The sequence below is a fragment of the Thalassospira sp. UBA4513 genome (assembly GCF_002388495.1).
In the GTDB taxonomy this organism is placed as follows: domain Bacteria; phylum Pseudomonadota; class Alphaproteobacteria; order Rhodospirillales; family Thalassospiraceae; genus Thalassospira; species Thalassospira tepidiphila.
Genome location: NZ_DGMR01000039.1, coordinates 173,003 through 199,630 on the forward strand (window position 1 = coordinate 173,003; position 26,628 = coordinate 199,630).

At 56.2% G+C, this 26,628-nt stretch carries 28 protein-coding genes; 15 read left to right on the forward strand and 13 right to left on the reverse strand.

Annotation, left to right across the window (positions count from 1 at the left end; all coding sequences use genetic code 11):
* Window positions 1-110 precede the first annotated feature (110 nt).
* The 4 genes from B2T33_RS17725 to B2T33_RS17740 all read left to right on the forward strand — a co-directional run bounded on the left by B2T33_RS17725 (window position 111) and on the right by B2T33_RS17740 (window position 4,427).
* Window positions 111-1,142 (forward strand): ABC transporter permease, encoded by a 1,032-nt coding sequence (locus tag B2T33_RS17725; RefSeq protein WP_210515469.1) that lies wholly within the window; start codon window positions 111-113, stop codon window positions 1,140-1,142.
* Between the two features lie 11 nt (window positions 1,143-1,153).
* Window positions 1,154-2,788 carry an ABC transporter ATP-binding protein gene (locus B2T33_RS17730; protein WP_286792756.1) on the forward strand — a complete coding sequence of 545 codons (1,635 nt, stop codon included), beginning with the start codon at window positions 1,154-1,156 and terminating at the stop codon, window positions 2,786-2,788.
* A 143-nt stretch (window positions 2,789-2,931) separates the two neighbouring features.
* On the forward strand, window positions 2,932-3,564 hold the full coding sequence (locus B2T33_RS17735) for a hypothetical protein (RefSeq protein ID WP_286792757.1): 633 nt from the start codon (window positions 2,932-2,934) through the stop codon (window positions 3,562-3,564).
* A gap of 155 nt (window positions 3,565-3,719) precedes the next feature.
* Window positions 3,720-4,427 (forward strand): LysE family translocator, encoded by a 708-nt coding sequence (locus tag B2T33_RS17740; protein WP_286792758.1) that lies wholly within the window; start codon window positions 3,720-3,722, stop codon window positions 4,425-4,427.
* Between the two features lie 283 nt (window positions 4,428-4,710).
* Here B2T33_RS17740 and B2T33_RS17745 read toward each other — a convergent pair whose 3' ends face one another.
* The 3 genes from B2T33_RS17745 to B2T33_RS17755 all read right to left on the reverse strand — a co-directional run bounded on the left by B2T33_RS17745 (window position 4,711) and on the right by B2T33_RS17755 (window position 6,886).
* Window positions 4,711-5,058 (reverse strand): MarR family transcriptional regulator, encoded by a 348-nt coding sequence (locus B2T33_RS17745; RefSeq protein WP_064787729.1) that lies wholly within the window; start codon window positions 5,056-5,058, stop codon window positions 4,711-4,713.
* Between the two features lie 102 nt (window positions 5,059-5,160).
* The gene (locus B2T33_RS17750) at window positions 5,161-6,561 is read right to left on the reverse strand and encodes a leucyl aminopeptidase family protein (RefSeq protein ID WP_286792759.1); all 1,401 of its coding nucleotides are present in this window, start codon (window positions 6,559-6,561) and stop codon (window positions 5,161-5,163) included.
* A 166-nt stretch (window positions 6,562-6,727) separates the two neighbouring features.
* Window positions 6,728-6,886 carry a hypothetical protein gene (locus tag B2T33_RS17755; RefSeq protein WP_157092635.1) on the reverse strand — a complete coding sequence of 53 codons (159 nt, stop codon included), beginning with the start codon at window positions 6,884-6,886 and terminating at the stop codon, window positions 6,728-6,730.
* Between B2T33_RS17755 and B2T33_RS17760 the strand changes: the two genes are divergently transcribed.
* The 3 genes from B2T33_RS17760 (at window position 6,885) to B2T33_RS17770 (ending at window position 8,564) form a co-directional block, all read left to right on the forward strand.
* Window positions 6,885-7,544, forward strand: a complete 660-nt coding sequence (locus tag B2T33_RS17760; RefSeq protein ID WP_063086670.1) for a glutathione S-transferase family protein — start codon at window positions 6,885-6,887, stop codon at window positions 7,542-7,544. The genes B2T33_RS17755 and B2T33_RS17760 overlap by 2 nt on opposite strands.
* 3 nt (window positions 7,545-7,547) lie before the next feature.
* A complete protein-coding gene (locus tag B2T33_RS17765) occupies window positions 7,548-8,183 on the forward strand; it encodes a uracil-DNA glycosylase family protein (protein WP_198155603.1) in 636 nt (211 codons plus the stop codon).
* A gap of 90 nt (window positions 8,184-8,273) precedes the next feature.
* Window positions 8,274-8,564, forward strand: coding sequence for a 4a-hydroxytetrahydrobiopterin dehydratase (locus tag B2T33_RS17770; RefSeq protein ID WP_063086674.1), 291 nt, complete (start codon window positions 8,274-8,276; stop codon window positions 8,562-8,564).
* Between the two features lie 83 nt (window positions 8,565-8,647).
* On the opposite strand, the gene B2T33_RS17775 is transcribed toward B2T33_RS17770, so the two are convergent.
* Window positions 8,648-9,409, reverse strand: a complete 762-nt coding sequence (locus B2T33_RS17775) for an SDR family NAD(P)-dependent oxidoreductase (protein ID WP_063086676.1) — start codon at window positions 9,407-9,409, stop codon at window positions 8,648-8,650.
* Window positions 9,410-9,534: 125 nt separating this feature from the next.
* Complete coding sequence (locus B2T33_RS17780) at window positions 9,535-10,065, reverse strand: Crp/Fnr family transcriptional regulator (RefSeq protein WP_063086678.1); 531 nt, start codon at window positions 10,063-10,065, stop codon at window positions 9,535-9,537.
* A 70-nt stretch (window positions 10,066-10,135) separates the two neighbouring features.
* Here B2T33_RS17780 and B2T33_RS17785 point away from each other — a divergent pair, with 70 nt between their 5' ends.
* Window positions 10,136-10,747, forward strand: coding sequence for a hypothetical protein (locus B2T33_RS17785; protein ID WP_286792760.1), 612 nt, complete (start codon window positions 10,136-10,138; stop codon window positions 10,745-10,747).
* A 22-nt stretch (window positions 10,748-10,769) separates the two neighbouring features.
* On the opposite strand, the gene B2T33_RS17790 is transcribed toward B2T33_RS17785, so the two are convergent.
* The 3 genes from B2T33_RS17790 to B2T33_RS17800 are packed head-to-tail and all read right to left on the reverse strand — an operon-like array spanning window position 10,770 to window position 13,585.
* Entirely contained in the window at window positions 10,770-11,651 is an 882-nt protein-coding gene (locus B2T33_RS17790; RefSeq protein WP_063086682.1) for a DMT family transporter, read from the reverse strand.
* Between the two features lie 4 nt (window positions 11,652-11,655).
* Entirely contained in the window at window positions 11,656-12,606 is a 951-nt protein-coding gene (locus B2T33_RS17795) for a DMT family transporter (protein WP_063086684.1), read from the reverse strand.
* Window positions 12,599-13,585: a DMT family transporter gene (locus tag B2T33_RS17800; RefSeq protein ID WP_063086686.1), complete on the reverse strand. Its 987-nt coding sequence runs from the start codon at window positions 13,583-13,585 to the stop codon at window positions 12,599-12,601. The genes B2T33_RS17795 and B2T33_RS17800 overlap by 8 nt, the downstream gene beginning before the upstream one ends.
* Window positions 13,586-14,015: 430 nt before the next feature.
* On the opposite strand from B2T33_RS17800, the gene B2T33_RS17805 reads away from it, so the two are divergent.
* The 5 genes from B2T33_RS17805 (at window position 14,016) to B2T33_RS17825 (ending at window position 18,932) form a co-directional block, all read left to right on the forward strand.
* Window positions 14,016-14,477, forward strand: a complete 462-nt coding sequence (locus tag B2T33_RS17805; RefSeq protein WP_063086688.1) for an Lrp/AsnC family transcriptional regulator — start codon at window positions 14,016-14,018, stop codon at window positions 14,475-14,477.
* Between the two features lie 157 nt (window positions 14,478-14,634).
* Window positions 14,635-16,680 carry a potassium/proton antiporter gene (locus B2T33_RS17810; RefSeq protein ID WP_063086690.1) on the forward strand — a complete coding sequence of 682 codons (2,046 nt, stop codon included), beginning with the start codon at window positions 14,635-14,637 and terminating at the stop codon, window positions 16,678-16,680.
* A 126-nt stretch (window positions 16,681-16,806) separates the two neighbouring features.
* The gene (locus B2T33_RS17815) at window positions 16,807-17,748 is read left to right on the forward strand and encodes a DMT family transporter (protein WP_063086692.1); all 942 of its coding nucleotides are present in this window, start codon (window positions 16,807-16,809) and stop codon (window positions 17,746-17,748) included.
* A gap of 27 nt (window positions 17,749-17,775) precedes the next feature.
* Complete coding sequence (locus B2T33_RS17820; protein WP_063086694.1) at window positions 17,776-18,276, forward strand: DinB family protein; 501 nt, start codon at window positions 17,776-17,778, stop codon at window positions 18,274-18,276.
* Window positions 18,273-18,932, forward strand: coding sequence for a LysE family translocator (locus tag B2T33_RS17825; protein ID WP_286792761.1), 660 nt, complete (start codon window positions 18,273-18,275; stop codon window positions 18,930-18,932). Before B2T33_RS17820 ends, B2T33_RS17825 begins: the two co-directional genes overlap by 4 nt.
* 20 nt (window positions 18,933-18,952) lie before the next feature.
* Here the strand turns inward: B2T33_RS17825 and B2T33_RS17830 are convergent, their stop codons facing one another.
* The 4 genes from B2T33_RS17830 to B2T33_RS17845 all read right to left on the reverse strand — a co-directional run bounded on the left by B2T33_RS17830 (window position 18,953) and on the right by B2T33_RS17845 (window position 22,785).
* Window positions 18,953-20,170 carry a cation:proton antiporter gene (locus B2T33_RS17830; protein ID WP_286792762.1) on the reverse strand — a complete coding sequence of 406 codons (1,218 nt, stop codon included), beginning with the start codon at window positions 20,168-20,170 and terminating at the stop codon, window positions 18,953-18,955.
* An 84-nt stretch (window positions 20,171-20,254) separates the two neighbouring features.
* Window positions 20,255-21,040 (reverse strand): inositol monophosphatase family protein, encoded by a 786-nt coding sequence (locus B2T33_RS17835; RefSeq protein WP_197146159.1) that lies wholly within the window; start codon window positions 21,038-21,040, stop codon window positions 20,255-20,257.
* A 59-nt stretch (window positions 21,041-21,099) separates the two neighbouring features.
* Window positions 21,100-21,882, reverse strand: coding sequence for a histidinol-phosphatase (gene hisN / locus B2T33_RS17840; protein WP_197146158.1), 783 nt, complete (start codon window positions 21,880-21,882; stop codon window positions 21,100-21,102).
* A gap of 207 nt (window positions 21,883-22,089) precedes the next feature.
* On the reverse strand, window positions 22,090-22,785 hold the full coding sequence (locus B2T33_RS17845; RefSeq protein WP_286792763.1) for a c-type cytochrome: 696 nt from the start codon (window positions 22,783-22,785) through the stop codon (window positions 22,090-22,092).
* A 353-nt stretch (window positions 22,786-23,138) separates the two neighbouring features.
* Here B2T33_RS17845 and B2T33_RS17850 point away from each other — a divergent pair, with 353 nt between their 5' ends.
* Both B2T33_RS17850 and B2T33_RS17855 read left to right on the forward strand, forming a co-directional pair.
* Window positions 23,139-23,879 (forward strand): 3-deoxy-manno-octulosonate cytidylyltransferase, encoded by a 741-nt coding sequence (locus tag B2T33_RS17850; protein ID WP_286792764.1) that lies wholly within the window; start codon window positions 23,139-23,141, stop codon window positions 23,877-23,879.
* A 69-nt stretch (window positions 23,880-23,948) separates the two neighbouring features.
* The gene (locus B2T33_RS17855; RefSeq protein ID WP_286792765.1) at window positions 23,949-24,809 is read left to right on the forward strand and encodes a prephenate dehydratase; all 861 of its coding nucleotides are present in this window, start codon (window positions 23,949-23,951) and stop codon (window positions 24,807-24,809) included.
* A gap of 74 nt (window positions 24,810-24,883) precedes the next feature.
* Here B2T33_RS17855 and B2T33_RS17860 read toward each other — a convergent pair whose 3' ends face one another.
* Entirely contained in the window at window positions 24,884-26,554 is a 1,671-nt protein-coding gene (locus B2T33_RS17860; RefSeq protein ID WP_063086704.1) for a methyl-accepting chemotaxis protein, read from the reverse strand.
* Between the last annotated feature and the right edge of the window lie 74 nt (window positions 26,555-26,628).

Here is a 26,628-nt window from a genome sequence, read left to right on the forward strand (position 1 = left end):
GCAACCCTTTATTTCTTCACGCTGTTTGGCCTGATCATGAACCTGATCAGTGACCTCAGTTATCATCTGGTGGATCCACGGATCGACTTCGAAGGGCGGGGGAATTGATCATGTTCAATGCTGTTCTCTCACCGCTCAACCGTCGTCGCCTGTCGAACTTCAAATCCAACAAGCGCGGCTATTGGTCGCTTGTGATCTTTACCATCCTGTTTGTCATTTGCCTCGTGGCCGAACTGGTCGCCAATGACAAACCGATCTTCGTCAAATATGGCGATGACTGGTATGTGCCGATCGTATCGGACCATCCCGAAACGGCCTATGGCGGGGATTTCGATGTCGAGACGGATTTCTATGATCCCTATATTCAGGGCAAGATCGCCGAAAACGGCTTTGCCATCTGGCCTTTGATCCCGTTTTCCTACGACACCATCGATTTTGAAATGCGCGAACCGCAACCAGCCCCGCCCTCAATGCGCCATTTGCTGGGCACGGATGAATTGGGCCGCGATGTTCTCGCACGCCTGATTTACGGTTTCCGGATTTCCATCCTGTTTGGTCTGGCACTGACCGCGGTCAGTTCCGTGATCGGCATTGCGGCTGGTGCGGTGCAGGGCTATTTCGGCGGCTGGGTCGATCTTGGCTTCCAGCGCGTGATTGAAATCTGGTCAGGCCTGCCACAGCTTTTCATCCTGATCATTCTGGCCAGCCTTTTTGCACCCGGTTTCTGGACGCTTCTGTTCATTCTGGTGCTGTTCAGCTGGATGAGTTTGACGGGGCTCGTCCGTGCCGAGTTCCTGCGCGCACGTAACTTCGAATATGTTCGGGCTGCACGCGCCCTTGGCATGACCGACACCCGGATCATGTATCGCCATGTTCTGCCCAATGCGATGGTGGCAACCATCACCTTCCTGCCGTTCGTGTTGAATGGCTCGATTGTCGCACTCACCTCGCTCGACTTCCTGTCGCTTGGCATGCCGCCCGGCTCCCCGTCCTTGGGCGAGCTGTTGTCACAGGGCAAGAACAACCTTCAGGCGCCCTGGCTTGGCTTTACCGCCTTCTTTGCCATCGCAACCATGCTCAGCCTTCTGATCTTTATCGGCGAAGCAGTGCGTGATGCCTTTGATCCGCGTAAAACGTTTTAAGGAGTAGGACAATGACAGCGCAATCCGCCCATCAGCCGCTCCTTGCCATTCGCGACCTCTCGGTCAAATTCGCCGACGTCACAGCGGTAAAGGATGTGTCCTTTACCCTTGATCGCGGTGAAACCATGGCCCTTGTCGGGGAAAGTGGCTCTGGCAAATCGGTCACCGCACTTTCGATTTTGCAATTGCTGCCCTATCCGCGCGCCAGCCACCCGTCAGGATCGATCATCTTTGACGGGCAGGAAATGGTCGGGGCCAAGGAACGCACCCTTCGCAAGATCCGCGGCAACCGGATTTCCATGATCTTTCAGGAACCGATGACATCGCTTAACCCGCTGCACAATATCGAAAAGCAGGTGGGCGAGGTATTGTTCCTCCACAAAGGCCTGCGCGGTGCCAAGGCGCGTGCCCGCATCCTTGAATTGCTTGAACTTGTCGGTATTCCCGATCCGGCGTCACGGCTAAAAGCCCTGCCGCACGAACTTTCCGGTGGCCAGCGCCAGCGCGTGATGATCGCCATGGCACTTGCCAACGAACCGGAACTGCTGATTGCCGATGAACCGACCACGGCCCTTGATGTCACCATTCAGGCGCAAATTCTTGAACTGCTCAAGGATCTGCAAAGCAAGCTAGGCATGGCGCTGCTCTTGATCACCCATGATCTGCAGATCGTTCAGAAAATGGCGCAGACCGTTTGTGTCATGAAAGACGGCGAAATTGTCGAGGCAGGGCAGGCGCGCGCGCTGTTTGACGATCCCAAACACGATTACACCAAAAAGCTGCTGTCGGCCGTTCCCAGTGGCCAAGCCCCGGCATTGCCGGAAAACGCCACCGAACTGCTTGAAACCAGCAACATCCATGTGCAGTTCCCGATTGGCCGCAAAGGCATCCTTGGGCGGCCCGATCATTATTTGCACGCGGTTGATCAGATTTCGCTGACCCTTAAGCAGGGCGAAACCCTTGGCATCGTTGGTGAAAGCGGATCGGGTAAAACCACGCTCGCCATGGCGATCCTCAGGCTTCTGAAATCAACCGGTGACATCCGCTTTGCCGGTCAGGACATTCGCGATTTTTCCGGTGCTGATTTGCGCAAGCTCCGCCGTGATATGCAGGTGGTGTTTCAGGATCCGTTCGGTTCGCTCAGCCCGCGCATGTCCATCGCCCAGATCGTTGGCGAAGGCCTTGAAATCCACGCGCCCGACCTGACCCAGGCCGAACGCGAAGCCCGCATTGCCGAGGCGCTTGACGAAGTCGACCTGCCGCAAAATGCCATGGATCGTTATCCGCATGAATTTTCCGGCGGGCAGCGTCAACGCATTTCGATTGCCCGTGCACTGGTCTTAAAACCCCGCTTTATCGTACTCGATGAGCCGACATCGGCCCTTGATATGTCGGTACAGGCCCAGATCGTCGAACTGCTACGTGATTTGCAGGCGCGCCACAAGATGGCATACTTGTTCATCAGTCATGACCTGCGCGTTGTGCGTGCATTGTCGCACCGTGTCATGGTCATGAAGAACGGAAAACTGGTCGAAAGCGGGGCTGCTGCCGATGTGTTTGATAACCCGCAACAGCCCTACACCAAGGCGCTGCTGGCCGCGGCTCTTGATCTCAAAGCAGCCGGTAAGGAATTTGTCAGAAACTAGGGGCAGCATTCCGGATCAAGATCGGGTACAACATATGAAAAGGCAATAATAACAGGACTATAAAGGCAGGTTTAAGGTTGAATATGTTGTCACGTGCGATCAAAAATCGAACCGGACATCGTCTTTGCGGCCATGTGCTGATCATGGCTCTGTGCTTTGCTGTATTTTCAATGGCGATCCCCGCGGCCCGTGCCAGCACGGCGTCCGCGGACAAAGCCAACACCGAAGAACCCAAAGAACCAGCCGTTCCTGAAATACCCGATACGGTTGTTGTGCCTGACCCGGTGTCGCTGACGATTGTCTTACGCAAAAGCGGCACCATTCGTCAGATCGTTTTCAACATCTGGCTGGAAGCCACCAACAGGCAGGCTGTGGACGTTATCGAGCAACGCCTGCCCAAGGTCATCAACGCCTTTCTGGTCGATCTGCAACGCCTGATGTATCGCGATACCGAGCAGCGCTTTGAAAACCGCGAACCGGGCAAGCGCGGCTTTAAATACACAGCCCCCGGCCTTTTGCCGCCACCACCCCCCAAGACCGAGGAAGAACTCGCCGCCGAGGCCGAAGCCGCCAAACTGGCCGAGGAAAATGGCGAGGAAATTGCCAAGGAACCACCCTTCAGCCCGTTCCAGCCGGTTTCAAACCGCTATTTCGCGGCCCTGCAAAACAAACTTCTGCGCACCGGTCAGGGCGTTCTGCCACCTGATACCCTGCGCTCGGTTCAGATCCGCATGTTCTATGATTTCTGGCCGGGTGACGCCAAGCCGCGCAAATAACCAAAATCCTAGTGTGATAAGTGTATCGATGCCCATGCGTCGCAGCCTGCGCATGGGCCATTGTCAAACGGGCACTTGTCGATCCTTGCGGCTGTGATATCCGAGGCCGTCGTCCTCATAGTTGTCATCAGAGTTGCCACTAAAGTTGCCCCACCATGTCGTTTGAAATCTGGCTCAGTTTCGCCCTGCTTGTCTTTCTGGTCGTGATGTCGCCCGGCCCCAGCATCCTGATCGGCATGTCCCATGCGCTGCGTTATGGTGCGCGCCCGACCTTGATGACGGCCTTGGGTGATGTCACCGCCAACATGATCCAGATGCTGATTGCGGCCCTTGGTTTGGGAGCTGTCCTGGCGACATCGGCAACCGCCTTTGCCATCGTCAAATGGTGCGGTGTTGGTTTTCTGCTCGTCATCGGTTTGATGTCATTCCTTCGCAAGCCCAGGGAAATCAATATCAAAACCGGTATCGAAACGAATAATCAGGTGGTGTTTGAGCCGGCAAACGGGCTGCGCCTGTTCCGCGAAGGCTTTCTGGTCGCGGCTGGAAATCCCAAGGCGATTGCCTTTTTCGGGGCGCTGTTTCCGCAATTTATCGATCCATCCCAACCGCTCGCGCCGCAATTGCTGATTCTGGGCGTAACCTTCGTAACACTTGATTACAGTTTCGTAATGATTTACGCGATGGGGGCTGCAAAACTGATGCCGTGGCTGGTGCGCCGCGGGGGCAATAACGTCATTGCACGGCTGTCAGGTGGCGTTTTGATCGTTGCTGCGGGGCTTTTGGCGCTGATTGAGGTGCCCGAAACCATGGCGGACACGCATCCGCTCCCGGCACAGGCGATAAACCAGCCAACGGCACCATAACATCGTTTTGCCCGGTCTTTTGTATTAGAATTTCAGATAAACCATTGATATCATTTTGGAAAATCGAAATCGCATAACATGCCAATTGGCGCAGATACAAACCAACTGGTCTGTATATAGCGAATTTTTGCCATATCAGATTTGCTGCATTTAAAATGGGGAAGTTTTGCTGCCCTAATTGGCCGATTTTGTGAAACGTGACCTTGGAAACGGGCTTTGGGCGTTAATTGTGGTCTGGGACCAGACGCTTGTCGATTTGTTCTTGGTTGTTTCTGGGGCCGGATTATTCGCTCTCGAGACCGGCACCGACGATGATATCGCCAAATTCGCGCAGGAAGACCGATCCCTTGACCGTCCGCTGAACCAGAACCGAACGGCGATCTTCTTCATCGACCTTGCGTTTGACCATGCCAAGCGAGCTCAGGCGATCAAGTGCACGGGTAATAGCCGGTTTGGAGATATTCAGCGCCTCGGAAAGGCCGCGTACCGTATGCGGGGCCGGGGTCAGGTAAACGCTTAGCAACAAGGCCATCTGTCGGGCCGACAGGTCGGGGGAGTCCCGACGCACACTCTCAACAATCGCGATACGCCAAAGGTCAAGCGCCTGAGACGGTTTGATCTCGATCGACATGTTCGTGCCCAACAATTTATTTGTTACGAATACGTAATCTCTACCTGACCCCTGCCATGATGTCAAAGGCCTAATTACCAAAAAATTGAATTTACGGTTAGTTTACTTACCGTAACGATCCTTGATCAGCTTGAAGGCGGCCCGGATGCCCTGTGCTTCGCCGCCGGTCGGGCGACCGGGACGGTCGGACGGGTTCCAGGCCATCAGATCGATATGCGCCCAGCTTTTGGCGCCTTCGGCAAAACGATCAAGGAACAGGGCGGCAATGATCGCGCCGCCAAACGGGCTACCCGAAATGTTGTTCATATCAGCCGCCTTGCTATCAAGCTGGCTGCGATAATCATCCCACAGCGGCAAACGCCACAGCGGATCGTTTTCGGCCAGACCTGTTTCCATCAGACCATTGGCCAGATCATCATCATTGGAAAACAGGGCCGGCAAACCAAGACCAAGGGCAACACGTGCCGCCCCGGTCAGGGTCGCGAAATCAAGCAGCATGTCCGGGTCTTCCGATGCCGCCTCGGTCAGGGCATCGGAGAGAACGATGCGTCCCTCGGCATCGGTATTGCCGACCTCAACCGTGATGCCCTTGCGGGTTTGCAAAATATCGCTCGGGCGATAGGCCCGACCCGACACCATGTTTTCAACCGCCGGGATCAGAACGCGCAATCGTACCGGAAGGTCGGCCGCCATGATCATGCGCGCCAGGCCAAGAGCCTGTGCCGAACCGCCCATGTCCTTTTTCATCAAAAGCATGTTGCTCGATGGCTTCAGGTCATAGCCCCCGGTGTCAAAACACACACCTTTACCGACCAGCGTGATCTTCGGCGCATTTTCATCGCCCCATGTAAGGTCGATCAGGCGCGGGTCGCGATCACTGCCATGCCCGACCGTGTGAATGGCCGGGTAGTTCTGCGCCAAAAGGTCCATGCCAACAATCGCACTGACATTGGCACCAAATTCCGCCCCAAGGCCTCTGGCGGCTTCTTCAAGCTCCGCCGGGCCCATGTCATTGGCCGGCACATTGATCAGATCGCGCGCGAGGCCGATGCCGCGCGCAATGTTTTCGGCCCGCTTGGCGGCCTCAATGTCATGCAGGGCGATTTTGGCGCGCTTGTCCTTTTTGCCGTCATCCTTGCGATAGCGGTCAAACCGATAGCCGCCCAAATAAAGTCCAAGGGCGGCCTTTTCATAAAGATCGTCCTTGTCCGTCAGATCATCAGAAAGCGCATAGGCCCCGGCCGGAAGGGCGTTTGGCAAGCCGGCAAAATCCCAGATCGCCTTGGCATCATCAACGTAGCCAACCAAAACAGTGCCAACCGCGCCGTCGGCCCCGGGAAGCAAAAGCTGCGTGCCGCGCTTGCCCTCAAAGCTGTTGGCGGCAATCCATGATTTGGTCGCGTCCGGCTGCTGGGCAAGCCAGCTTTCAAAACCGCTTTCGGCAATCGGGGTGATCGGGGTCGGCTTGGCAGAAGGATCGTTGGCGATGATGTGGTCGTACAATTTAAGACATCCCTGCTGGTGACGGGTGACGGGTGACGAGTGATTGGTGATACGTGACGGTCGACTGAAAGGGCAGTGGCCAAAGACCAACTGCCCAAACAAAACGAACCGGCAATATGTGTTCACAAGATATGTGACCCGATCTTACGGCTGCCATCCCCCGCGGTCAAAACTCATTCACATAATCGAACACTGCTTTGTGCTTAAGGCCACGCTTGAACGTCTGGCTTGAACGACTGGCTTGAACCGGGCGCCCAAAGGCCAGATAGTATTCGCCGCTGTCATCAAACGTCCCAATCGCGCCAACCGCCAAAGGTCCCAGCATGCAAAACCTTCCTGTGCTTTATATCGGCAATAAAAACTATTCCTCCTGGTCGCTGCGCGCCTGGCTTGGCCTGCGCGTTGCCGGCGTGGCGTTCGAGGAAAAACTGGTCCCGCTCCGCTCCGAAGAATGGCACGCCAAGGCGCCGGTCTTTTCGCCCACGGCCAAGGTCCCGGCCTACTTTGATGGCACCAAAACCATCTGGGAGGCGCTTGGCATTCTCGAATACATCGCCGACAGTCAGCCCGACACCATGCTCTGGCCGCTTGATATCGATGTGCGGGCAATCGCGCGCGCCGTCTCGCTTGAAATGCATGGCGGGTTTGGGCCCTTGCGAAGCTCCATGCCAATGAATTGCCGCAAAAGCCTGCCCGGGCTTGGCCGCAATAAAGGCGTGGACAAGGACATCACCCGCATCACTGAAATCTTCAAGATGTGCCGCACCCAATATGGTCAGGGCGGTGATTTCCTGTTTGGCCATTTCTCGATTGCGGATGCCATGTTTGCTCCGGTGATAACACGGTTCAAAACCTATGGCGTCAGCCTTGATCCGATTGGCAATGCCTATATGGAAACCATCCTTGCCCTGCCGGAAATGAAGGAATGGTACGCCGATGCCGCGACCGAGGAATGGGTGATTGACGACGCTGAGGTGAAATAACCCATGCCGGGGCTAACCGGAAAACTGCCCGAAATTGATCCAATGGGCGGGGACGCTGCCCTTGATCGGTTGCTGTCTGAGGTCCGGGAGTGCCGCATTTGTGCCGAACAGTTGCCGCTGGGCCCGCGCCCGGTGGTGCGCATGGCAAAATCGGCGCGTATTCTGGTGATCGGGCAGGCACCGGGCACACGCGTGCATGAAACCGGCCTGCCGTGGAATGATGCATCCGGCGATCGCTTGCGTGATTGGTTGGGACTTTCGGTCGATGATTTTTATGATCCGGCGAAACTCGCCATCATGCCGATGGGGTTTTGTTATCCCGGTCGCTTTGATCGTGGCGGGGATCTGCCGCCCCGACCGGAATGCGCGCCGACATGGCATGATGCCCTTATGCGCCATTTACCCGATATCGGCCTGACCCTTCTGATCGGGCAATACGCGCAGGAACGCTATCTTGGTCCGCGCCGGGCCAAAACCATGACCGAAACCGTGCATCACTTTGCCGATTTCCTGCCCGACGGCATCCTGCCCATGCCCCATCCAAGCTGGCGCAATACCGCCTGGATGAAAAAGAACCCGTGGTTTGAGGCCGACCTTTTGCCGGTGCTGCAATCACGTGTGCACGGCTTGCTGACATAGACCGATTTGGGTTGCGCTGGTTTTTATGTTCCAATGCGCCAGAAGACTGCGTCCATAAGACAAGTGGCCAACATTAAGGAGGCACAAGATATGAGCAAACTTGAAAAATCCACCATCGAAAAGGCGCTGAAAGGTCTTTCGGGATGGACGCTTGCCGATGACGGGCTTTCGATCAAGCGCGTCTATAAGTTTGGCGATTTCAATGCCGCGTTTGGCTTCATGACGCGGGTGGCGCTTAAGGCCGACAAGATGGATCACCATCCCGAATGGTTCAATGTCTATAACAAGGTCGAAATGACGCTGACCACCCACGATGCCGGGGGTGTCACCCAAAAGGACATTGATCTGGCAACCTTCTGCCAAACGGCTTCTGGTCAATAAGCCCTGCCAAATGAATTGCGCCCTGCCGCTGGGGGACGGCAGGGCGCATTGGCTGCGGGATAAAGAAACGAAATCGTGTGGGACTATTTCGGTTCCAGCCGGACCGCGCCATCTATGCGAATGGTCTCGCCATTGATCATTTCATTTTCACAGATATGCATTGCCAGACGGCCATATTCATACGGATCGCCAAGGCGTTTCGGGAATGGCGTATTGGCAGCCAGACTTTCCTGAACCTCGTCAGGCAGGCCCTTTAACATCGGCGTGCCAAACAGACCCGGTGCGATGGACACCACCCGAATGCCGTGGCGGGCCAACTCACGTGCAGCCGGCAGGGTAAGCGACGCCACCCCGCCCTTGGACGCGGCATAGGCCGCCTGTCCGATCTGCCCTTCGAAGGCCGCGATCGATGCGGTGTTGATAATCACCCCGCGTTCGCCGGCATCATTCGGGTCATTCTGGCTCATCGCGTTGGCGGCAACCCGCATCATGTTAAATGTGCCGATCAGATTGACCGTGATCACCTTGGAAAAGGCCGCCAGATCGGCCGGGCCGTCGCGCCCGACAATGCGTTCGCCATGCACGATCCCGGCACAGTTCACAAGGATCGATGGCGTGCCAAGATCCGCCTGCACCTTTGCAACCGCCTGCTCGACACTTTCGGCGTTCGAAACATCAACGCCATAGCCAACACCACCCAATTTCTCGGCTGTTGCCTTGGCACCCTCTTCATTCAGATCAAATGCCGCAATCCGTGCCCCGGCACTCGCCAGTGTCTCGGCGGTTGCCGCGCCAAGACCGGATGCAGCCCCGGTAACAATGGCAATCGAACCCTTGATTTGCATGACGTGAAGCCTCCCGACGCGCGCTCTTATGATTAATTTGGTATTTGTATACCAAATTATATCTTTAACGGGCAAGCGTCGATTTAACCTTGTCGGATGTGCGAAATTGACACCAAAGATCAGGGTTAACGGCGCTGGGCGATCTCGCGATAAAGCGCTTCGGGACTGACACCGATTTCAAGGGCAATCACCCGCCAATTACCCTTTTCCGGCAGCACCCCGTCATGCCAGGCGATCCAGGCATCAAGCCGTTCAGCCACAGTCCGAAGCCGCAAAATCTCCGCCCGCTGGCGCGTTGCCTGCACCTCGCGCGCCAGATGGGCGGCAAGCGATAGTGCCATCTGATTATTATCGGCAAGATGGGCTTCGACATCATGTTTGCGGATCATTTTGACCTGCGCATCCTGATGGCAGACAGCATCGCAATGGTAGTAATGCGAAAACAACGATGCCTCTGCCAAAACACTGTTTGGCCCGGCACGTTGCAAAACAATCTCGTCACCGTTTTCCAAAAACCGCGCCAGTCGCACTTCCCCGCTGAGAACAAGGAAGAGATGCTCGACCGGGTCGCCCTTGCGAAACAGGACCTTGGGCGGGCTGTAATCATACAGCCTGCCATGAAAACGGTTGAGAAGATCAAAGATTGATACCGACATGATATCTATCATGTGGCAATTGGCTAACCTGTTTCAAGCTTGGCGACCATTTAACCCAAAAGGTGTTGCCATGCTTATGCTCTCCCGCCTGCCGAAAACGCTGTTCCTGACCGCATTTGCCCCGTTGATCCTGCTTGGACTAACCATCCCGTTAACCGCCCATGCACAGGGAAATGTCCACATGCATCGCACCGGCAATGCGCAGCACGGCAGTAAAATCGCTAGGGATGAAAGCACGCCATCCCCCTATGTCGGCCAACAACATCGCCCGGTCAAAAGCCTGTCGGCCGACGATATGGCAGAACTGCAAAAGGGCGGCGGCTGGGGATTGGCCAAGGCCGCCGAACTGAATGGCGTGCCGGGGGCGGCCCATTTGCTCGAACTTTCTGATCAAATCCCGCTATCCACAGACCAGCATGCCGCCATCACCGCCCTTTATGCCGACATGAAAGAAAACGCGATCATTGCCGGCAACAGATTGATCGAGGCTGAAATCGCCTTGGACGCAGCATTCAGGGCCGGCGGCCTGACGGCGGATGAACTCGAAGGGCTGATAAACACCATCACCCAAAGTCTCGGCCGGTTGCGCTATGTTCATCTGTCGACCCACCTCAAGACCCCGAAAATCCTGAGCCCCGATCAAATCGCGCGCTATAACAGTTTGCGGGGATATGACGGGTGATGGGTGACGCGTCGCCAAAACCCTATCTGGCCTTGGCAAGCTTGCGTTCCCGAAGTGCGACATAGATCGCAGCCCCGATAATCATCGCCCCGCCGGGCAATATCCAGATATCGGGCACTTCGTCAAACAGGATCAGTGCCAGCACGGCAATGATCGGCAAACGCAAATAGGAAAATCCGACAAAGAAACTGTAATCGGCCAGTTGCAGGGCTTTGACGTTACAAACCTGCATCACATTCATCATCAACGCGGCAACCGCCATCAGGCCAAGTGCAGACCAGCTTGGCGTCTGCCAGACGAATAATGCCGGGATCAGGGAAACCGGTGTGGTGATGATCATCAGATAAAACAAAAGCGATGTGGTGGACTCGGTTGCCACCAACCGCTTTGTGATCAACCCGGCACTGGCCATGCAGATCGCCGCCGCAATCGGCAAAATACTGGCCGCTTGCATGGTATCTGTCCCGGGCTGAATGATCAGCGCCACACCGACAAACCCGATAACAATCGCAAGCCAGCGGTGAATGCGCACCTGTTCGCGCAAAATCACCGCGGCCAGAATGGTGCCAAACAGGGGCACCGTGAAATTAAGCGTCGTCGCCTCTGCCAGTGGCAAATACAACACCGCCATAAACCACAAACACATTTCCGCTGCCGACAACACCCCGCGCAAGCCAAACAAAGGCAGGCGCTTGGTGGCAAGGCTGCCAATCCCGCGCTTCAACACCATCGGCAAAATCAGGATCAGGCCAAAGGCAAAACGCAAAAATACCGCCTGATAGGGATGCAATTCCTCGGTGGCATAGCGGATGGTGAGCGTAAAACACGCCGCCAGAATGGCTGCAAACAGCGCAAAAAAGCTTGCCCGCATCACATCGGATTGGGTGTTGAACCATGTCCGCATGCTGTCACGACTTCCTGTTGGACGGCGGCGGGTCAAGATCGCTTGCGGTGGCCGAAAGACCGCGCTTGATCCGGTTGGCTTCGCGGTTAAGCTTGGCCTCGCGCCGCGCGATATAAAGTGCGGACCCGATGATCAGGGCGGCACCCGGCACCAGCCAGATTTCCGGAACCTCGCCAAACATCACCAGTGCGATACCGACAACAAAGGGCAGGCGCAGGTAATTAAACCCGATCACAAAGCTGTAATCATAAACCCGAAAGGCGTTGGTATTACAAAGCTGGGTGATGTTGGCCATGAACGCGCCCGCCACCATCAGGCCAAGCACCTCAAGGCTCGGCGTCTCCCAGACAAACAATGCCGGGATCAGGGTCAGGGGCGTGGTCAGCATCATCATGTAAAGGATGATGGCGGTCGGGTTTTCGGTTCGCGACAGTGACTTGATCGTCAATCCCGCACTGGCCATGCAGATCGCCGCCGCAATCGGAAACAGGCTTGCCAGTTGCACGGTTTCGCTGCCCGGCCGGATGATCACCAGCACCCCGCCAAAACCAACCAATAAGGCCGCAATCCGGTATTTGCGAACTTTCTCACCCAAAAAGATCGCGGCAAGGATGGTGCCAAATAGCGGTACGGTGAAATTAAGCGCGGTTGCCTCGGCCAGCGGCATATAGGCAATCGCCGAAAACCAGAAACTCATCGCCCCCATCGACAGAACCGCACGCAGGCAGAACATCGGGAAACGCTTGGTCTTAAGCGGCGTTAATCCCGCCCGCAACGCAATCGGTGCGATGAATAAAAGCCCAAAGAAATTGCGCAAAAACACCGCCTGCAACGGATCGATATGCTCGGTCGCAAGGCGGACAAACACCGAAAAGATCGCCGCACTGATCGATGCCATCAGGCCAAAGGCGGTTGCCTGCAAATAGGGCGGAAGTCCGTTAAACCATTCACGCATCGGGCTTGTCCTTTGCGGGGGCATCCCGATCAACGCGGGTCACCGGGATGGCTTGCGGATCGGCGGGGGCCGTGGTCGGCAGGCTGGCTTCCCTCTTGGCCTTTTTGGCCAGAACCGCCTCACGCCGCGCGATATAAAGTGCTGATCCAATGATCAAGGCCGCCCCCGCCCAGGTCCAGAAATCAACCACTTCGCCAAACATCACATAGGCCAAGGCCGCAACAAAGGGCAGGCGCAGGAAATCAAAGATCATGACATAGGACTGATCGGCCGTGCGATAGGCGCGCACCAACAATTGCTGCCCCGCCGTTCCGGTCACGGCAATGATCAACAGGATGAACAATTGCCAGACGGTCGGTCCCTGCCAGTATATCAGGGCCGGGATCAGCGACAGCGGCGTCATGATCAGGCCCATCCAGGTTACGATGGCATTGGCACTTTCGGTCCGTGACAGCATTTTAACCGTGGTCATCGCACACGCCATGAAAACCGTCGCGCCAAGTGCCAGGATCGCACCGGTCTCAAAACTTTGCCCAAACGGACGGATCACGATCATCGCCCCGACAAAGCCAATCGCAATCGCGCTCCAGCGGCGCGCGCGCACGGTTTCGCGTACCACCACGGCGGCCAGCACCGTGGTCAGGATCGGCAGGGTAAAGTTGATCGCAATGACCTGTGCCGCGGGCGACAGCGAAAGGGCGGTAAAAATGCACGACATCGCCCCGAAACCCAGCACCCCGCGCAGAAAATGCAGCTTGAACCGCTCGGTCTTTAATCCGCTCGCGCCATGGCGCACCATCCACGGCACCATTGGCAGTAATCCGAACAGGTTACGGAAAAACGATGCCTCGAACGGATGCAGGTCTGCTGTGACATAGCGGATAAAAACTGCCATTACCGCAAAACACATTGCAGCACTGATCATAAGAAGGGCGCCCATCAGGGCTGCATTGTCAGAGGCGGGGCGATGTAAAATCATTACAAGTAAAGGTTAGGGTCAAAACCCATGTCCATGATCGTCCCGGTCTCCCGGATTTGTGCGGATATGCGGAGCAAAATCGCCGGAAGATCAATATCTTTCAAGATTTTGCGACAAAATAGCCCGTGCAAATCCGGGTGATCCGAAGGACAACTGATATGGGAGAAAGCCTCTGCGTCAAACCCCTTGACCGGGGTTCACCCCGCTCTGCGGCATTTTCCTAGCTTTTTCTCTCATATCAGTTGCCGGGTCGGTCATGGACATGAGTTTTGACCCTACGCAGCTATCCGGAAAAAATCCAGTCTCGCGAACGGGGTATCGCATGGCAGCGGCGCATGGCAGACCCGGCAAATTTGGCGAACAGTTCGCGCACACTCGTTTTTCGTGTAAGATCAAGGCAATCAGCAAAATCCATTCAGGGGGAAGATAAATGGATGCAATTGATCGCAAACTGATCGACATCCTGCAGGAAGACGCATCACTGTCCTATTCGGTTCTGGGAACAAAGGTCGGGTTGTCTGTTTCTGCGGTGAATGATCGCGTGCGCAAGCTGCGCGAACAGGGGATTATTCAGGCCTATCGCATTTCGGTTGATCCAAACGCCATTGGCCGTGCCTTGACCGCAATGGTCTGGCTGCGCACCGATCCGGCCAAGGGCAACAAGAAACTGGTCAAATCCCTGATCAAGGCCGATGAAGTGCTGGAATGCCATCACATGACAGGACGCTTTGATTTTCTGGTCAAATTGCGCCTGCGTGATACCGGCCATCTGGAATCCTTCATTTCCGACACGATCAAGGAAATGCCCGGCGTGGTCGAAGTTCTGCCGGAAATTGCCTTGTCGACAGCCAAGGAAACCCTATTTGTTCCGGCGCAGGCCGACCACGAATAGGGGGCCGTGCCTGACTTTACAGTTTCAGGAAAATTTTGATCAGTCATCGGGGGGAGATGGCATTGCCGGTCATCATTTCCTAAGTATCACTATGTGATAGTACTGCGCACGTAACCCGCCAAACCCATTCTGATGTCCCGACATAGGAGCCCCCGAAATGATTGAATCGATGAATCTGGTGATCCTGATTGCATCGATTCTGGTGGTGGTGGCTGTTTTCACCAGTCTGGTCAGCTTCCGGGTCGGCGCGCCCTTGCTGTTGGTGTTTCTGTTTGTCGGTCTGGCGGCCGGCGAGGACGGCATTGGCGGCATCATGTTCGACAATGCGCCGCTTGCCTATTTCATCGGCTCCATCGCGCTTGCCCTGATCCTGTTTGACAGTGGCTTTGAAACCCAGCTCCGAACGTTAAAAATCGCGGCTGGTCCATCGCTTGTGCTGGCCACATTCGGGGTGTTGATTACCACCGGGGTGATTGGCGGGGTAACCTGGCTGGTGCTCGATGTGCCATGGCTGGTCGCCCTTTTGTTCGGGGCGATTGTCAGTTCGACCGATGCGGCGGCGGTGTTCTTCCTGTTGCGCGTGGGCGGGATCAATCTGCGTGATCGTACGCGCAGCACGCTTGAAGTTGAATCGGGTTCGAACGATCCGATGGCGGTGTTTCTGACCATCTCGCTGGTCGAACTCATTATCCTTGGCGGTGGCGAAAACATCGCGCTTGAACTCCTGCAACGCTTCATCCTTCAGATCGGTCTTGGCGCGATTTTCGGCCTTGCGGGTGGTTATGCGCTGGTCTGGATGATCAACCGGGTCAAACTTGAACCGGGACTGGTGCCGATCATTACCATGGCGTTGGCACTCAGCCTGTTTGGCGCGACCAGTATTCTCGGCGGCAGTGGCTTTTTGGCGGTCTATGTTGCGGGTCTTTATGCCGGGAACAGCAACATGAAGATGAGCGTCGGCGTCCGGCGTTTTCAGCATGTCACCACATGGCTTGCCCAGATCGCGATGTTTGTCACCTTGGGTCTGCTGGCCACCCCGTCCGAATTTGGCACGGTTGTCCTTCCGGGAGTCATTCTGGCGCTGGTTCTGGTGTTTGTCGCCCGTCCGGTCGCGGTCTGGCTGTGCCTTATGTTCTTTAACTTCTCACGCAATGATACCGCCTTTATTTCATGGGTCGGCTTGCGCGGGGCGGTGTCGATCCTGCTTGCGATTGTGCCGATGGTCGAAGGCGTGCCCGAAGGGCAGCTGTTGTTTAACACCGCCTTCATCGTCGTGATCACATCGCTTTTGTTGCAGGGCTGGACGATCCGGCGGATGGCGCATTGGCTGGGCATCATTGTGCCGGCCCGCCATGGCCCGGTGGATCGTATTGATCTTGAACTGCCCGGCAATGCCAATCAGGAAATCGTTGTCTATCGCGTTCACGAAGCCAGTGCGGTTGCCACCGGCCATCGTATTCCGCGCTGGGCACGGCCAAGTCTGATCCTGCGTGATGGCGCATCACTGCGCCCGCATTCTGCCGGGCCGGTTCAGGGCGGTGATCAGGTCTATATCATCACCCCGCCCAAGCATGTCGACCTGCTCGATCAACTGTTTGCCGGTCCGGCCGAGGGGGCCAATGACGTCGAACTGTTTGGCGATTTCAGCTTCCCGGCCGATACCCGAATTGCCGATATTGGTCGTCTGTATGGCTTTGCCGTCGACGCTGATGACACCGAACTCACCGTGGCCGAAATCCTCGAACGTGATCTGCCTGGTGATCTCGAACTCGGTGATCGCATGCCCTATGGCACGGTGGAGCTGATCGTGCGCCGCACCGATGATGAGCACGACGTGCTTGAAGTTGGTTTGGCGGTCGAACAGCAAAAAGCCAAACCCAAACGCCGCATTCCGATCTTCCAGTCGCGCAGCGAATTGCTGGCAATCTGGAAAGACTGGCAAAAACGCAAACGCGCCGAAAAGAACGCAGCGCTGAGCGATCAGACATCATCGACGGCCAAGCAGATTGATGATCGCACAGACGAGGCCGATGTGACTGAGGCCCCCGACGCGCCGGACACATCCGATGACATGATCGATGATGTGGCTGACGACGCGGTTAACGACACGGCTGGTGACACCCCCGAAGATGGTGCTGAAGCCCCCGAACCAGAAGACAGCGGCAAAAAGCCCGGCAAAGCAGGTCGGTCGAAAAAATCCTGATTGGCTATGCATTAGATTTCCGGTCTTTGGATTAGTTTGCCTAATGGCAGGATCAAAAAAGCTGGTTTGGCGTCGGTTCTGAACTGCCCTAAATTGTGGCTTCAATTCTTTTGGAGTCCTTGGGCCATGTTCGGTCTTTACGCAGCAGTTGTCTTGATCTGGGGATCGACCTGGATTGCCATTCAGTATCAGCTTTCGGTCGCCCCCGAAGTGGCCGTGGCCTATCGCTTTGCTTTGGCAACGCTGATCTTGATGGCTTGGTGTGGCCTACGCCGTTTGCCGATGCGCTTTACGCTGCGTGATCATTTCTTCATGGCGGTTCTGGGCGTCTGTCTGTTTTCGCTGAACTATGTGCTGATCTATGTCGCCAGTATCCATCTGACGTCCGGGCTTCTGGCGGTGGTGTTTTCAACCATCGTCATCATGAATATGATTAATGGCGTGATCTTTTTCCGCCGCCGTCCCGAAACCCGCACCCTGATCGGGGCCGGGATCGGGCTTACCGGGATCGCCATGGTCTTTGCCAATGATCTGGCCGCCTTCGATCTGACAACGGGCGGCAGCATCGGGCTTCTGGTCTCCCTTGCGGGCAGTTACATCGCATCACTTGGCAATATGGCGTCCGCACGCAACCATGCGCGCGGCGTTCCGGTCATGCAGGCCAATGCTTATGGCATGCTCTATGGCACGGTCTTGCTGTTTGGCTATATCGCGCTTGCCGGGATCCCGGTGTCGTTTGATACCAGTGCCAGATTCTTGGCAGCTTTGGTCTATCTCGCCCTGTTCGGATCGGTTCTGGGCTTTGGCTTCTATCTGACACTTTTGGGCAAAATCGGGCCGGATCGTGCGGCCTATAGTTCGGTGATGTTCCCGATTGTTGCCCTGTTGTTGTCGACCTGGTTTGAGGATTTCCACTGGACGGGCAATATAATCTGGGGTGTGGCGCTGACATTGGTCGGCAACGTGGTTATTCTGACCAAACGGGTTCCCAAACCGGCGACCAAGGTGCTCGAACAGGTTGCTCCGGTACCGCCAACTTGCGCAACAAACCCGACGGCGAAGCCCTGATCGCAGACCTGAAGACGGAGTAACAAGATGAACGGTGCGGCCTATTTCGAACGCATGGCGCAATATAATCTCTGGGCCAATTCGCGTGCCTACGGGCTTTGCGCGAAATTGCCAGCGGCCGAACTCGATGCCCCGCGCACGGCCTTCTTCCCGTCGATCCTGCGCACGCTCAATCATATACTGGTTGCTGACCGCATCTGGATGAGCCGCCTGCTCGGCAGTCCCGTGGCCATGCCGCTCAATACGGTGCTTTATGAAAACTTCGATGAACTCCACCACGCCCGCGTGGCCGAAGATCAGGCGATCATTGAGTTCACCAACGGCCTGACCGATGCCGAAGTAACCGCCGATCTTACCTATCACTCGGTCGCGGGCGATGCCTATACCATGCCGCGCGATCTGGTTTTGGCGCATATGTTCAATCATCAGACCCACCATCGTGGGCAGCTATCCAACATGCTGATCGAGGCCGGATTGGGCCCGCTTGAGATTGATCTGGTCTTTTTCGCCCGGGATCAGTTGCGATGATCGAACTTCTCGTTGCCTATACGCCGTTTCTGATTGCCGCCCTGTTGCTTAACATCTCTCCGGGGCCGGACATGGCCTATATTGTCGGGCAAACCGCGGTGCATGGCCGCAAGATCGGCCTGTTTTCATCGCTTGGCGTGATTTCCGGTGCCTTTGTCCATGTTTTGGCGGCAACCTTTGGTCTTTCGGCAATTCTTGCGACCTCGGCGCTGGCCTTTGCCATCGTCAAATGGATCGGGGTGGCTTATCTCGTGTGGCTGGGTATCGGCGCACTGCGCAGCAGCTTTGCCAAATCCGAAACTGCTGCGCAATCGGCTGAACCGGCTGCCCCGATTTCGACCAAACCGATGACCGCCTTTGGCGCCTGGCGTCAGGGGGTGATGATTGATGTGCTCAATCCCAAGGTGGCGATTTTCTTCATGGCCTTCCTGCCGCAATTCATTGATCCGACCCGTGGCAATGGTGCGGTTCAATTTCTCGTACTCGGCCTGATGGTGCTTCTGATCGCCTTTGTGGTTGAGGGCATGCTGGTGTTGGCGGTGGCCTCGACTGCGGGCCGGATCAAGGGCAGTCGCAAGCTCGGCGCCTGGTTGAACCGCGCACTTGGCGGCATGTTCATCGCCCTTGGCATCCGTCTTGCCATTTCCCAGCAATAGCCTGCAAAAATCAGCCTTCCTCAGGATTTTCGCGCCAGATAGCTGACCAATGCCCGCGATGCCGGGGCGGCGGTAATGCCATGGGCAACCACGCTGATGCAAACAATCATGGTGCCGGCGGCAAACAATGGTTTGAACGCCACCGGATCAATCATCGTCGCCATGATCAGCATGTAAATCACCGATGCAATCCCGCGCGGTCCGAACCAGCCGATATAAAGCTTTTCGCCCAGGCTATAGGGACTGCCGATCATGCAGATCCACACACAAAGCGGCCGCAGGACAGCGAGGCTTGCAATCGAAAACAGTAGCATCGTCCAGGTCCAGCTTTCATAAAGTGCTGGCACAACGATCAGGCCAAAAACAAAGAATGTCAGCATGGTCAGAAGCTCTGACTCGGCCTCGCCAAAGCTTTCGATCGCGTCCTTGACCTTGTCGCTCGAAATATTAAGCGCAAGCCCGCCGGCAAAGGCCGCGACAAAGCCATTGCCGCCCAATTCCTCGGCCAGCAGGAATATGAAAAGGGCTGCCAGAACGCCGAGTAACCGTTCAAACCGTGCAACGATGGTCCTGTTCTTGACCGCGTGATTGACCACCTGACCAATGACATAGCCACTGACCACCCCGATCACCGCCCCGATTGAAATCTCAAGCAGCGCCTCTGCGACCCAGCCCTGATGTCCGTTGCTCAGAAGATTGGCTTCCAGCAAAACTGCGGTGGTAAAGACCGGCAGGACCAAGCCGTCATTCAGCCCGCTTTCAATATTGATGCCCTGGCGCACCGGTTCGGGCACGCCCTTGTTTTCCAGTACCGGTCGGCCAAGCGCCGCATCGGTCGGACTGACAATAAGCGCAAGGATCAGGGCCGGCACCAACCCGATAGACGCATCAAGCCCGACAATAAACGCCCACGTCACCCCGATGGTCAGCGGCAACCCGATCAACAGCAAGCGGATCGCGATATTGCGCGCCGCACTTTCCTTGCGGTAATCGAGCACCGCGGCATCGAGAAACAAAATGATCGCAAGCGTCATCTCGGCAAAGCCGGTGGCAAAATGAATGCTGCCCGAAAGCGCATCCATCGGCGCACTGTGCCAGATGCCCAGCGGCAGGGCGACCAGCATCCCCGTCAGGACCATCATCATCGGCGATGAAATATTGCGGCGTTGCAGGCGGCGCGATTGCAGGCCATACACCAGCCCGGAGCCGAGAAAAAGAATGATCACCCATTCAAACATGGCGCTGCCCAACTTGTTGCCCTGATCCGGGGTAGTCTGCCCCAAAGGTCGCGGATCGCCAAATGTTTAAGGTATCACACGGCCTTACGCGATGGCCTTTTGCAAAACCGCCAACCCCTCGGCATGGGCGCGGCTGTCACCACTGGCAATCACCAGATCGCCGCTGTGCATCGTAAGGGCTTGGCCCGCCCAATCGGTAATGATCCCGCCCGCACCCTCGATCACCGGCACGGCGGCACAGAAATCATAGGGCTGCAGGTTCGATTCCACCAACACATCGCCAAACCCCATGGCAATCAGGCCATAGCCATAAGAATCAATACCGTAAATCGGCTGCTTGGCGGCCCCAAAGACCGCCTCATATCCGGCAATCGCCTTTGGCTCCACGAAAAGGTCCGGCCCGGTGGTGAAAATGGTGGCATCTTTCAGGTGGGCACATTCACGTGCCGTGACCACATTGCCATTGAGTGTCGTCGGTTGCCCTTCGACCCCGATCCAGCGTTCATCCAAAATCGCCTGATCAATCACACCCAGTACCGGCTTGCCATTACGACACAGCGCAATCAGGGTATTAAAGCTCGGCTTGCCGGTGATGAATGATTTGGTGCCGTCAATCGGATCAAGGATCCAGACATATTGGGCATCAAGGTTTTCCGGCCCGTATTCCTCGCCCAGAATGCCATGATCCGGCAGCTCCGCATTGATCAGATCGCGCATGGTGCGCTCGATCGCCCGGTCGGCATCGGTCACAAGGCTGGCATCGCCCTTTTCATCGATAGAAAGCGGCTTGCGGTAATAGCTTTGCAGCACCGGGCGCGCTGCATCGGCAAGCTTGTGGGCCATATCGAGAAACGGGGCATTGTTGGTCATCGGATATCCTGTGTCGGCAAGGTCAATTTTGCGGTGGGGCGTCTGGGCAATGAAGTCTGTCAGGCCATCGCGGCCTTGATCGTCGCCAGAACATCCTGATGGCAACGCGCATCCCCGCTGGCAACAACATCACCTGCACTATCGATATGAAGCGGCTTGCCGGCCCAGTCGGTCATCACACCGCCTGCACCCTCGACAACCGGCACCAACGCACAAAAATCATACGCCTGAAGCCCGATCTCAACCACCGTGTCGGCCAGACCGAGTGCTGTCAGGCCATAGGCATAGGCATCGACGCCATACATCGGCACCCGGCAGTTTTTCGAAACCGCCTGATAGGCCTTGGCGGCATCGCCCTTGAACAGCTCGGGCGCGGTGGTAAAGAAGGTCGCACTCTTAAGGTCTTCGCATTCGCGCGCACTGATCTCAACGCCATTCATCGTGCTGGCCTGCCCCATCACGCCGACCCAGCGTTCATCGGTAATCGCCTGATCAATAATGCCCAGAACCGGGGTGCCCTTGTGGCAAAGTGCGATCAGGGTCGCAAAGCTCGGCTTGCCGGAAATGAACGATTTGGTGCCATCAATCGGATCGAGCACCCAGACATATTCCGCATCGGTATTTTCCCGGCCATGCTCCTCGCCCAGAATGCCATGATCGGGTAGTTCGGCATTCAGGATATCGCGCATGGTGCGTTCGACCTCGCGGTCGGCAATCGTCACCGGGCTGTCATCGGCCTTCACATCGACCGCGACCGGGGTGCGGTAATATTTGCGCACGACCGGGCGTGCGGCATCGGCCAGTTTGTGGGCGATTTCCAAAAACGGATCGAGATTTTCCATAAAGGTATTCCTGCAGGCGGTTGATGTCTGGCGGCGGGGTATGGTTATGGCCGGTACTATTTCCGCTTTGGGCCCAGAAGGCAAGGACGCCATCTATAAAGTCCCAAACGACAAACCCCCAAACGCAAACAGGGGACAGTTTCCTGTCCCCTGCGTGTTCGGTGCTGACCATAAATCTCGGTCAGGCGATGTCTTTGGCTTGCGTGCTTACTGCGCGGTGGCTGCGTCAACAGCGTCGCCGGCTTCCTCAACCGCGCCTTCAACGGCGGCTGCGGCATCATCAACAGTTTCTTCAACCGCTTCGGCGGCTTCGTCAACGGCTTCTTCTGCGGCCTGGGTGGCTTCAACCGCTGCCGGATCGGGCAGGGCGACCGGGTTGTCAGACTTGGTGTTCAACCAGGCAATAACCGCGGCACGATCTTCGGCCTTTTTCAGACCGCCAAAGCTCATTTTGGTGCCATCGATGTAATCGCGCGGCTTGTAAAGGAACTCGTTCAGCTCCTCAAAGCCCCAGGTGCCACCATGGTTGGCCATCCCGTCAGAATAGGAGAAGTCATCCTTGTGCGCGAACGCGGCACCAACGATGCCATAAAGGTTCGGGCCGGTTTTGTTCGGGCCGCCTTTTTCGGCGTCATGGCAGGATGCGCATTTTTTGAAGACTTTCTCGCCTTCACCCATGTCGGCCGAGGCCAGCATGGCAAGAATCGGTTCCGGGCCTGCCGGTTCTGCCGGTGCAGCAGCAGGGGCATTTGCACCCGCCATCACATCTTCGGAGAACGGATATACCGGTGCTTCCAGTTCTTCAGGACTGACCAGTGCGCTGCCGACCTTGCCGACAACCACTACCAGAAGCACAGCACAAATAACGCCGGCGACGATCTTGTTGATTTCCATCGTGTTCATGACGGGACCCCGTTACAGCCTAATCACTCTCAGGTTTTATCTTTATGTTCTACCCATGCGTCCCCGGCAATCCTCGATCAAGAGAAACACACGTGTAACCGCAGGCAAAACTGGTTGGTGGGAAACTATACGTTTCAGCGATTTGCATCAACCTTTCTTAAACACCAAGGCGAACAAGCTTGCCTTAGAACTTTCGTCTAGTGTTCCGCAAAACGCGATTCCGTCTTTCGTCGCCGCACCAAAACCGGCTAATGTCGCGCCGATTAAGAACCTGTGTTCTGCCATTGCTTGTTCACACCACGCTTTGCGCAAGATCAAAAAACGGGTGATTTGTGCCTTATTGGAGCGAAGAAATGTCGACCCCGCGCAATCCTGTTGTTGTAATTCCCGCCCGCATGGCGTCCACGCGTTTGCCCAACAAACCACTGGCCGATATCTGTGGTGAACCCATGATCGTTCAGGTTTGGCGTCGCGCGACGGAGGCCGGAATCGGTCCGGTTCTGGTTGCCTGCGCCGAACAGGAAATTGCCGATGCGGTCACTGCTGCCGGGGGGATTGCCGTTCTGACCGATCCTGACCTTCCCAGCGGATCGGACCGTGTGCATCAGGCGCTGCAAACGTTCGACCCCGAAGGCACGTTTGATGCGGTGGTCAATGTGCAGGGGGATCTGCCGACCATTGATGCCGCCGATATTCGCGCGGTGTTTGAACCGCTTGCCGACCCGTCGGTGGATATCGCGACTTTGGCCGCTGAAATCAAACGCGACGAAGAACGCACCAACCCCAATGTGGTCAAGGCGGTCGCGGCCTTTGGCACCGGGCGTGTCGCCCGCGCCCTTTATTTCACCCGCGCAACCGCACCCTATGGTGACGGGCCGCTTTATCATCACATCGGTCTTTATACCTATCGCCGTGCCGCCCTTGATCGGTTCGTTTCCCTGCCCCCGGCAGAACTCGAACAACGTGAAAAGCTTGAACAGCTGCGCGCGCTTGAAAATGGCATGGTGATTGCGGTCGCCCTTGTTGATGGCGTACCGCTTGGTGTCGATACACAAGAAGACCTTGAACGCGCGCGCGAAGTGCTGGGTGCATAGTTGCGGTTCTTGGCATCAAGTGCTTTAAGTTCTTAACGACAACAATTTGACCATTCAGGAAACAGCCAGATGACTGCGCAACAAAGGATCGCTTTTCAGGGAATGCACGGTGCCTATTCAGATCAGGCAGCCCGTCGCGCCTTTCCGGGTGCAACGACAGTACCGTACAGGACCTTTGAAGGCGCCTTTAGCGCACTCGAAGATGGCGATGTCGATCTGGCGGTGATCCCGATTGATAATACGCTGGCGGGGCGTGTGGCCGACGTGCACCACATCCTGCCGGAATCGGGTGTTCATATCATCGGTGAAACCTTCCTGCGCATTAACCATGCGCTGGTTGGCGTGCCGGGTACGAAGATCGAAGACATCAAGGAAATCCACAGCCACGTTCACGCACTTGGCCAATGCCGCAAACTGCGCAAGGAACTCGGTGTCAATGCCGTGGTCGGCCCGGATACCGCGGGCTGTGCCAAGGAAGTTGCTGATCGCGGCGATAAATCGATTGCCGCCATCGCGCCGGTTTTGGCCGCCGAGATTTATGGTCTTGATGTGCTCCGGACCGAGGTCGAAGACGCCGAACACAACACCACGCGCTTCATCATTCTGGCCCGTGAACCGCTCAATATTCCCAATGACGGCACCCCGGTGGTGACAAGCTTTGTCTTCCGCGTGCGCAACGTCGCCGCCGCCCTTTATAAGGCACTCGGTGGTTTTGCCACCAACGGCATCAACATGACCAAGCTTGAAAGCTACATGGTCGAAGGCCACTTCACCGCGACCCAGTTCTTTGCCGAGGTCGAAGCCCACCCCGAACAGCTCGGCCTGCGCCACGCACTCGAAGAACTGCAATTCTTCTCGCACGAAGTCCGCATTCTGGGTGTTTATCCGGCGCACTCCTTCCGCAAGGAAAACAACCTTCCGGCGGAATAAACGGAAAAAAGAATTCGCAAAACAAAAAGGGCCGGACAAATCAATGTCCGGCCCTTTTTTTTGAAATCAGGTTCTTACGACCCGGCTTGGTTCTTCAAGTCGGTCGAGAAACGATGAATGATCTGGCTCAGTTCAGCCGAGCGATCAGAAAGCTCGGCGGAGGCTGATTTCAGTTCATCGGCATCGTTGGTCGTGCCCTGGGCATTCTTCATGGTTTCGTCAACGCTCTGGGAAATCTGTTTCACCCCATCCGCACTGCGGTTGGCATTGCCCGAGATTTCCTGCGTTGCCGCACCCTGTTCTTCAATGGCCGCGGCAATTGCGGTTGATGCGCTTCGGACCTGTTCGATGGTTTCCGAAACCCGCGAAATGCCGGTGACCGCACGTTCGGTGCCGTCAACAATGTCATTGATCTGGGCGGCGATTTCATCCGTCGCCTTGGCCGTCTGGGTGGCAAGGTTTTTGACCTCGTTTGCCACAACCGCAAAGCCTTTGCCGGCTTCACCCGCACGCGCAGCCTCAATGGTGGCGTTTAGCGCCAGAAGGTTGGTCTGACCGGCAATATCGTTGATCAGGCCAATGATCTCTTTGATCTTCTCAACCGTCTCGGACAGGCCGGCAACGTCATTTGACGCGCTCTGGCTTTCATCGGTTGCCCGTTCCACAGTGTTCGACATCTGCGAAATCTGAACGTTGATCTCGGTGATCGAGGATGACAGTTCCTCGGTCGCGGCGGCAACCGCATCGACGTTCTGGGAAACTTCACCGGCCGCAGATGCCACCTGCTGGCTCTGGCCCAGAATGCCATCCGCACTCTGTGACATGCTCACCGCAAGATCGGCACTGCGTTGAACCGAACGATCAACGGCCTTGGCGATACCACCGACTTCGCTTTCAAGCTTTTCGGCGATTGCGCGGATATTGCTGCGGCGTTCTTCTTCGGCTTTTTGTTTCTGAACCGCGGCATCGGCTTCAAGCTGCTGGGCCTGTGCCGACTTGTCACGCAGTGCCAGAACACCGGCGGCCATGTCGCCAATTTCAACGAACCGGGATTCGGTTTCGACCGGTGCCTTGTAATCGCCATCGGCAATCGTGCGAATGCTGCTGTTCAGGCCGACGATGCTGCGCGTAATGCGTGTGCCGACAAGCCAGGACAAAACACCGGCAATGATGATTGCGATAACGGAAATGATCGCAATGCGCTGCATGACAGAAATGAATTCTGCCTGAACATCGTCCATATAGACGCCAGCGCCAAGGGCCCAGTTCCATTCCTTGATCGGGCGCACATAGGCGGCCTTCTCGATCAGTTTGTCACCTTCACCCGGCTTCTTGGTTTCATACAGGATCACATCGCCGCCTGCCTTGGCTGCGGCAACAATCATGTTGCGCACCTTGCTGTCGGGATTGCACTTGCCAACATCTTCCGGGCTCAGCGGATCAAGCTGCATGCAGTAATTATAATCGGTGGCATAGATATAGTTCTGCCCGTCAAACCGGTATGCATTAAGCACATCCAGGGCCGCAGCCTTGGCTTCGTCTTCGGTCATCTCGCCGCTTTTGGCTTTGGCGATATAATTATTGACGATCGTGACCGCACCCTCGGTCAAATTCGAAATCTGTTCAAATTTCGCATTTCGAAGACTGGTTTGATAGTTCAGGGCGACTGTGGCGATAATTGCCAGCAGCACCAAAAGGCAGATGGCGGGAATGGAAAATATCCCCGTGACGACCCGAAATCGCATGATTATCCCCTTCCAAGCGATTGTAGTGATCGCACTATATGCACATGATTTGAGAACCAAATGATTAATATTGC

Coding starts and splice junctions, on each gene's coding strand:
- B2T33_RS17725 (WP_210515469.1), top strand. CDS start 111: ATGTTCAATGCTGTTCTCTCACCGCTCAACCGTCGTCGCCTGTCGAAC.
- B2T33_RS17730 (WP_286792756.1), top strand. CDS start 1,154: ATGACAGCGCAATCCGCCCATCAGCCGCTCCTTGCCATTCGCGACCTC.
- B2T33_RS17735 (WP_286792757.1), top strand. CDS start 2,932: ATGGCTCTGTGCTTTGCTGTATTTTCAATGGCGATCCCCGCGGCCCGT.
- B2T33_RS17740 (WP_286792758.1), top strand. CDS start 3,720: ATGTCGTTTGAAATCTGGCTCAGTTTCGCCCTGCTTGTCTTTCTGGTC.
- B2T33_RS17745 (WP_064787729.1), bottom strand. CDS start 5,058: ATGTCGATCGAGATCAAACCGTCTCAGGCGCTTGACCTTTGGCGTATC.
- B2T33_RS17760 (WP_063086670.1), top strand. CDS start 6,885: ATGCAAAACCTTCCTGTGCTTTATATCGGCAATAAAAACTATTCCTCC.
- B2T33_RS17755 (WP_157092635.1), bottom strand. CDS start 6,886: ATGCTGGGACCTTTGGCGGTTGGCGCGATTGGGACGTTTGATGACAGC.
- B2T33_RS17765 (WP_198155603.1), top strand. CDS start 7,548: ATGCCGGGGCTAACCGGAAAACTGCCCGAAATTGATCCAATGGGCGGG.
- B2T33_RS17770 (WP_063086674.1), top strand. CDS start 8,274: ATGAGCAAACTTGAAAAATCCACCATCGAAAAGGCGCTGAAAGGTCTT.
- B2T33_RS17775 (WP_063086676.1), bottom strand. CDS start 9,409: ATGCAAATCAAGGGTTCGATTGCCATTGTTACCGGGGCTGCATCCGGT.
- B2T33_RS17780 (WP_063086678.1), bottom strand. CDS start 10,065: ATGTCGGTATCAATCTTTGATCTTCTCAACCGTTTTCATGGCAGGCTG.
- B2T33_RS17785 (WP_286792760.1), top strand. CDS start 10,136: ATGCTTATGCTCTCCCGCCTGCCGAAAACGCTGTTCCTGACCGCATTT.
- B2T33_RS17790 (WP_063086682.1), bottom strand. CDS start 11,651: ATGCGGACATGGTTCAACACCCAATCCGATGTGATGCGGGCAAGCTTT.
- B2T33_RS17795 (WP_063086684.1), bottom strand. CDS start 12,606: ATGCGTGAATGGTTTAACGGACTTCCGCCCTATTTGCAGGCAACCGCC.
- B2T33_RS17800 (WP_063086686.1), bottom strand. CDS start 13,585: ATGATTTTACATCGCCCCGCCTCTGACAATGCAGCCCTGATGGGCGCC.
- B2T33_RS17805 (WP_063086688.1), top strand. CDS start 14,016: ATGGATGCAATTGATCGCAAACTGATCGACATCCTGCAGGAAGACGCA.
- B2T33_RS17810 (WP_063086690.1), top strand. CDS start 14,635: ATGATTGAATCGATGAATCTGGTGATCCTGATTGCATCGATTCTGGTG.
- B2T33_RS17815 (WP_063086692.1), top strand. CDS start 16,807: ATGTTCGGTCTTTACGCAGCAGTTGTCTTGATCTGGGGATCGACCTGG.
- B2T33_RS17820 (WP_063086694.1), top strand. CDS start 17,776: ATGAACGGTGCGGCCTATTTCGAACGCATGGCGCAATATAATCTCTGG.
- B2T33_RS17825 (WP_286792761.1), top strand. CDS start 18,273: ATGATCGAACTTCTCGTTGCCTATACGCCGTTTCTGATTGCCGCCCTG.
- B2T33_RS17830 (WP_286792762.1), bottom strand. CDS start 20,170: ATGTTTGAATGGGTGATCATTCTTTTTCTCGGCTCCGGGCTGGTGTAT.
- B2T33_RS17835 (WP_197146159.1), bottom strand. CDS start 21,040: ATGACCAACAATGCCCCGTTTCTCGATATGGCCCACAAGCTTGCCGAT.
- hisN (WP_197146158.1), bottom strand. CDS start 21,882: ATGGAAAATCTCGATCCGTTTTTGGAAATCGCCCACAAACTGGCCGAT.
- B2T33_RS17845 (WP_286792763.1), bottom strand. CDS start 22,785: ATGAACACGATGGAAATCAACAAGATCGTCGCCGGCGTTATTTGTGCT.
- B2T33_RS17850 (WP_286792764.1), top strand. CDS start 23,139: ATGTCGACCCCGCGCAATCCTGTTGTTGTAATTCCCGCCCGCATGGCG.
- B2T33_RS17855 (WP_286792765.1), top strand. CDS start 23,949: ATGACTGCGCAACAAAGGATCGCTTTTCAGGGAATGCACGGTGCCTAT.
- B2T33_RS17860 (WP_063086704.1), bottom strand. CDS start 26,554: ATGCGATTTCGGGTCGTCACGGGGATATTTTCCATTCCCGCCATCTGC.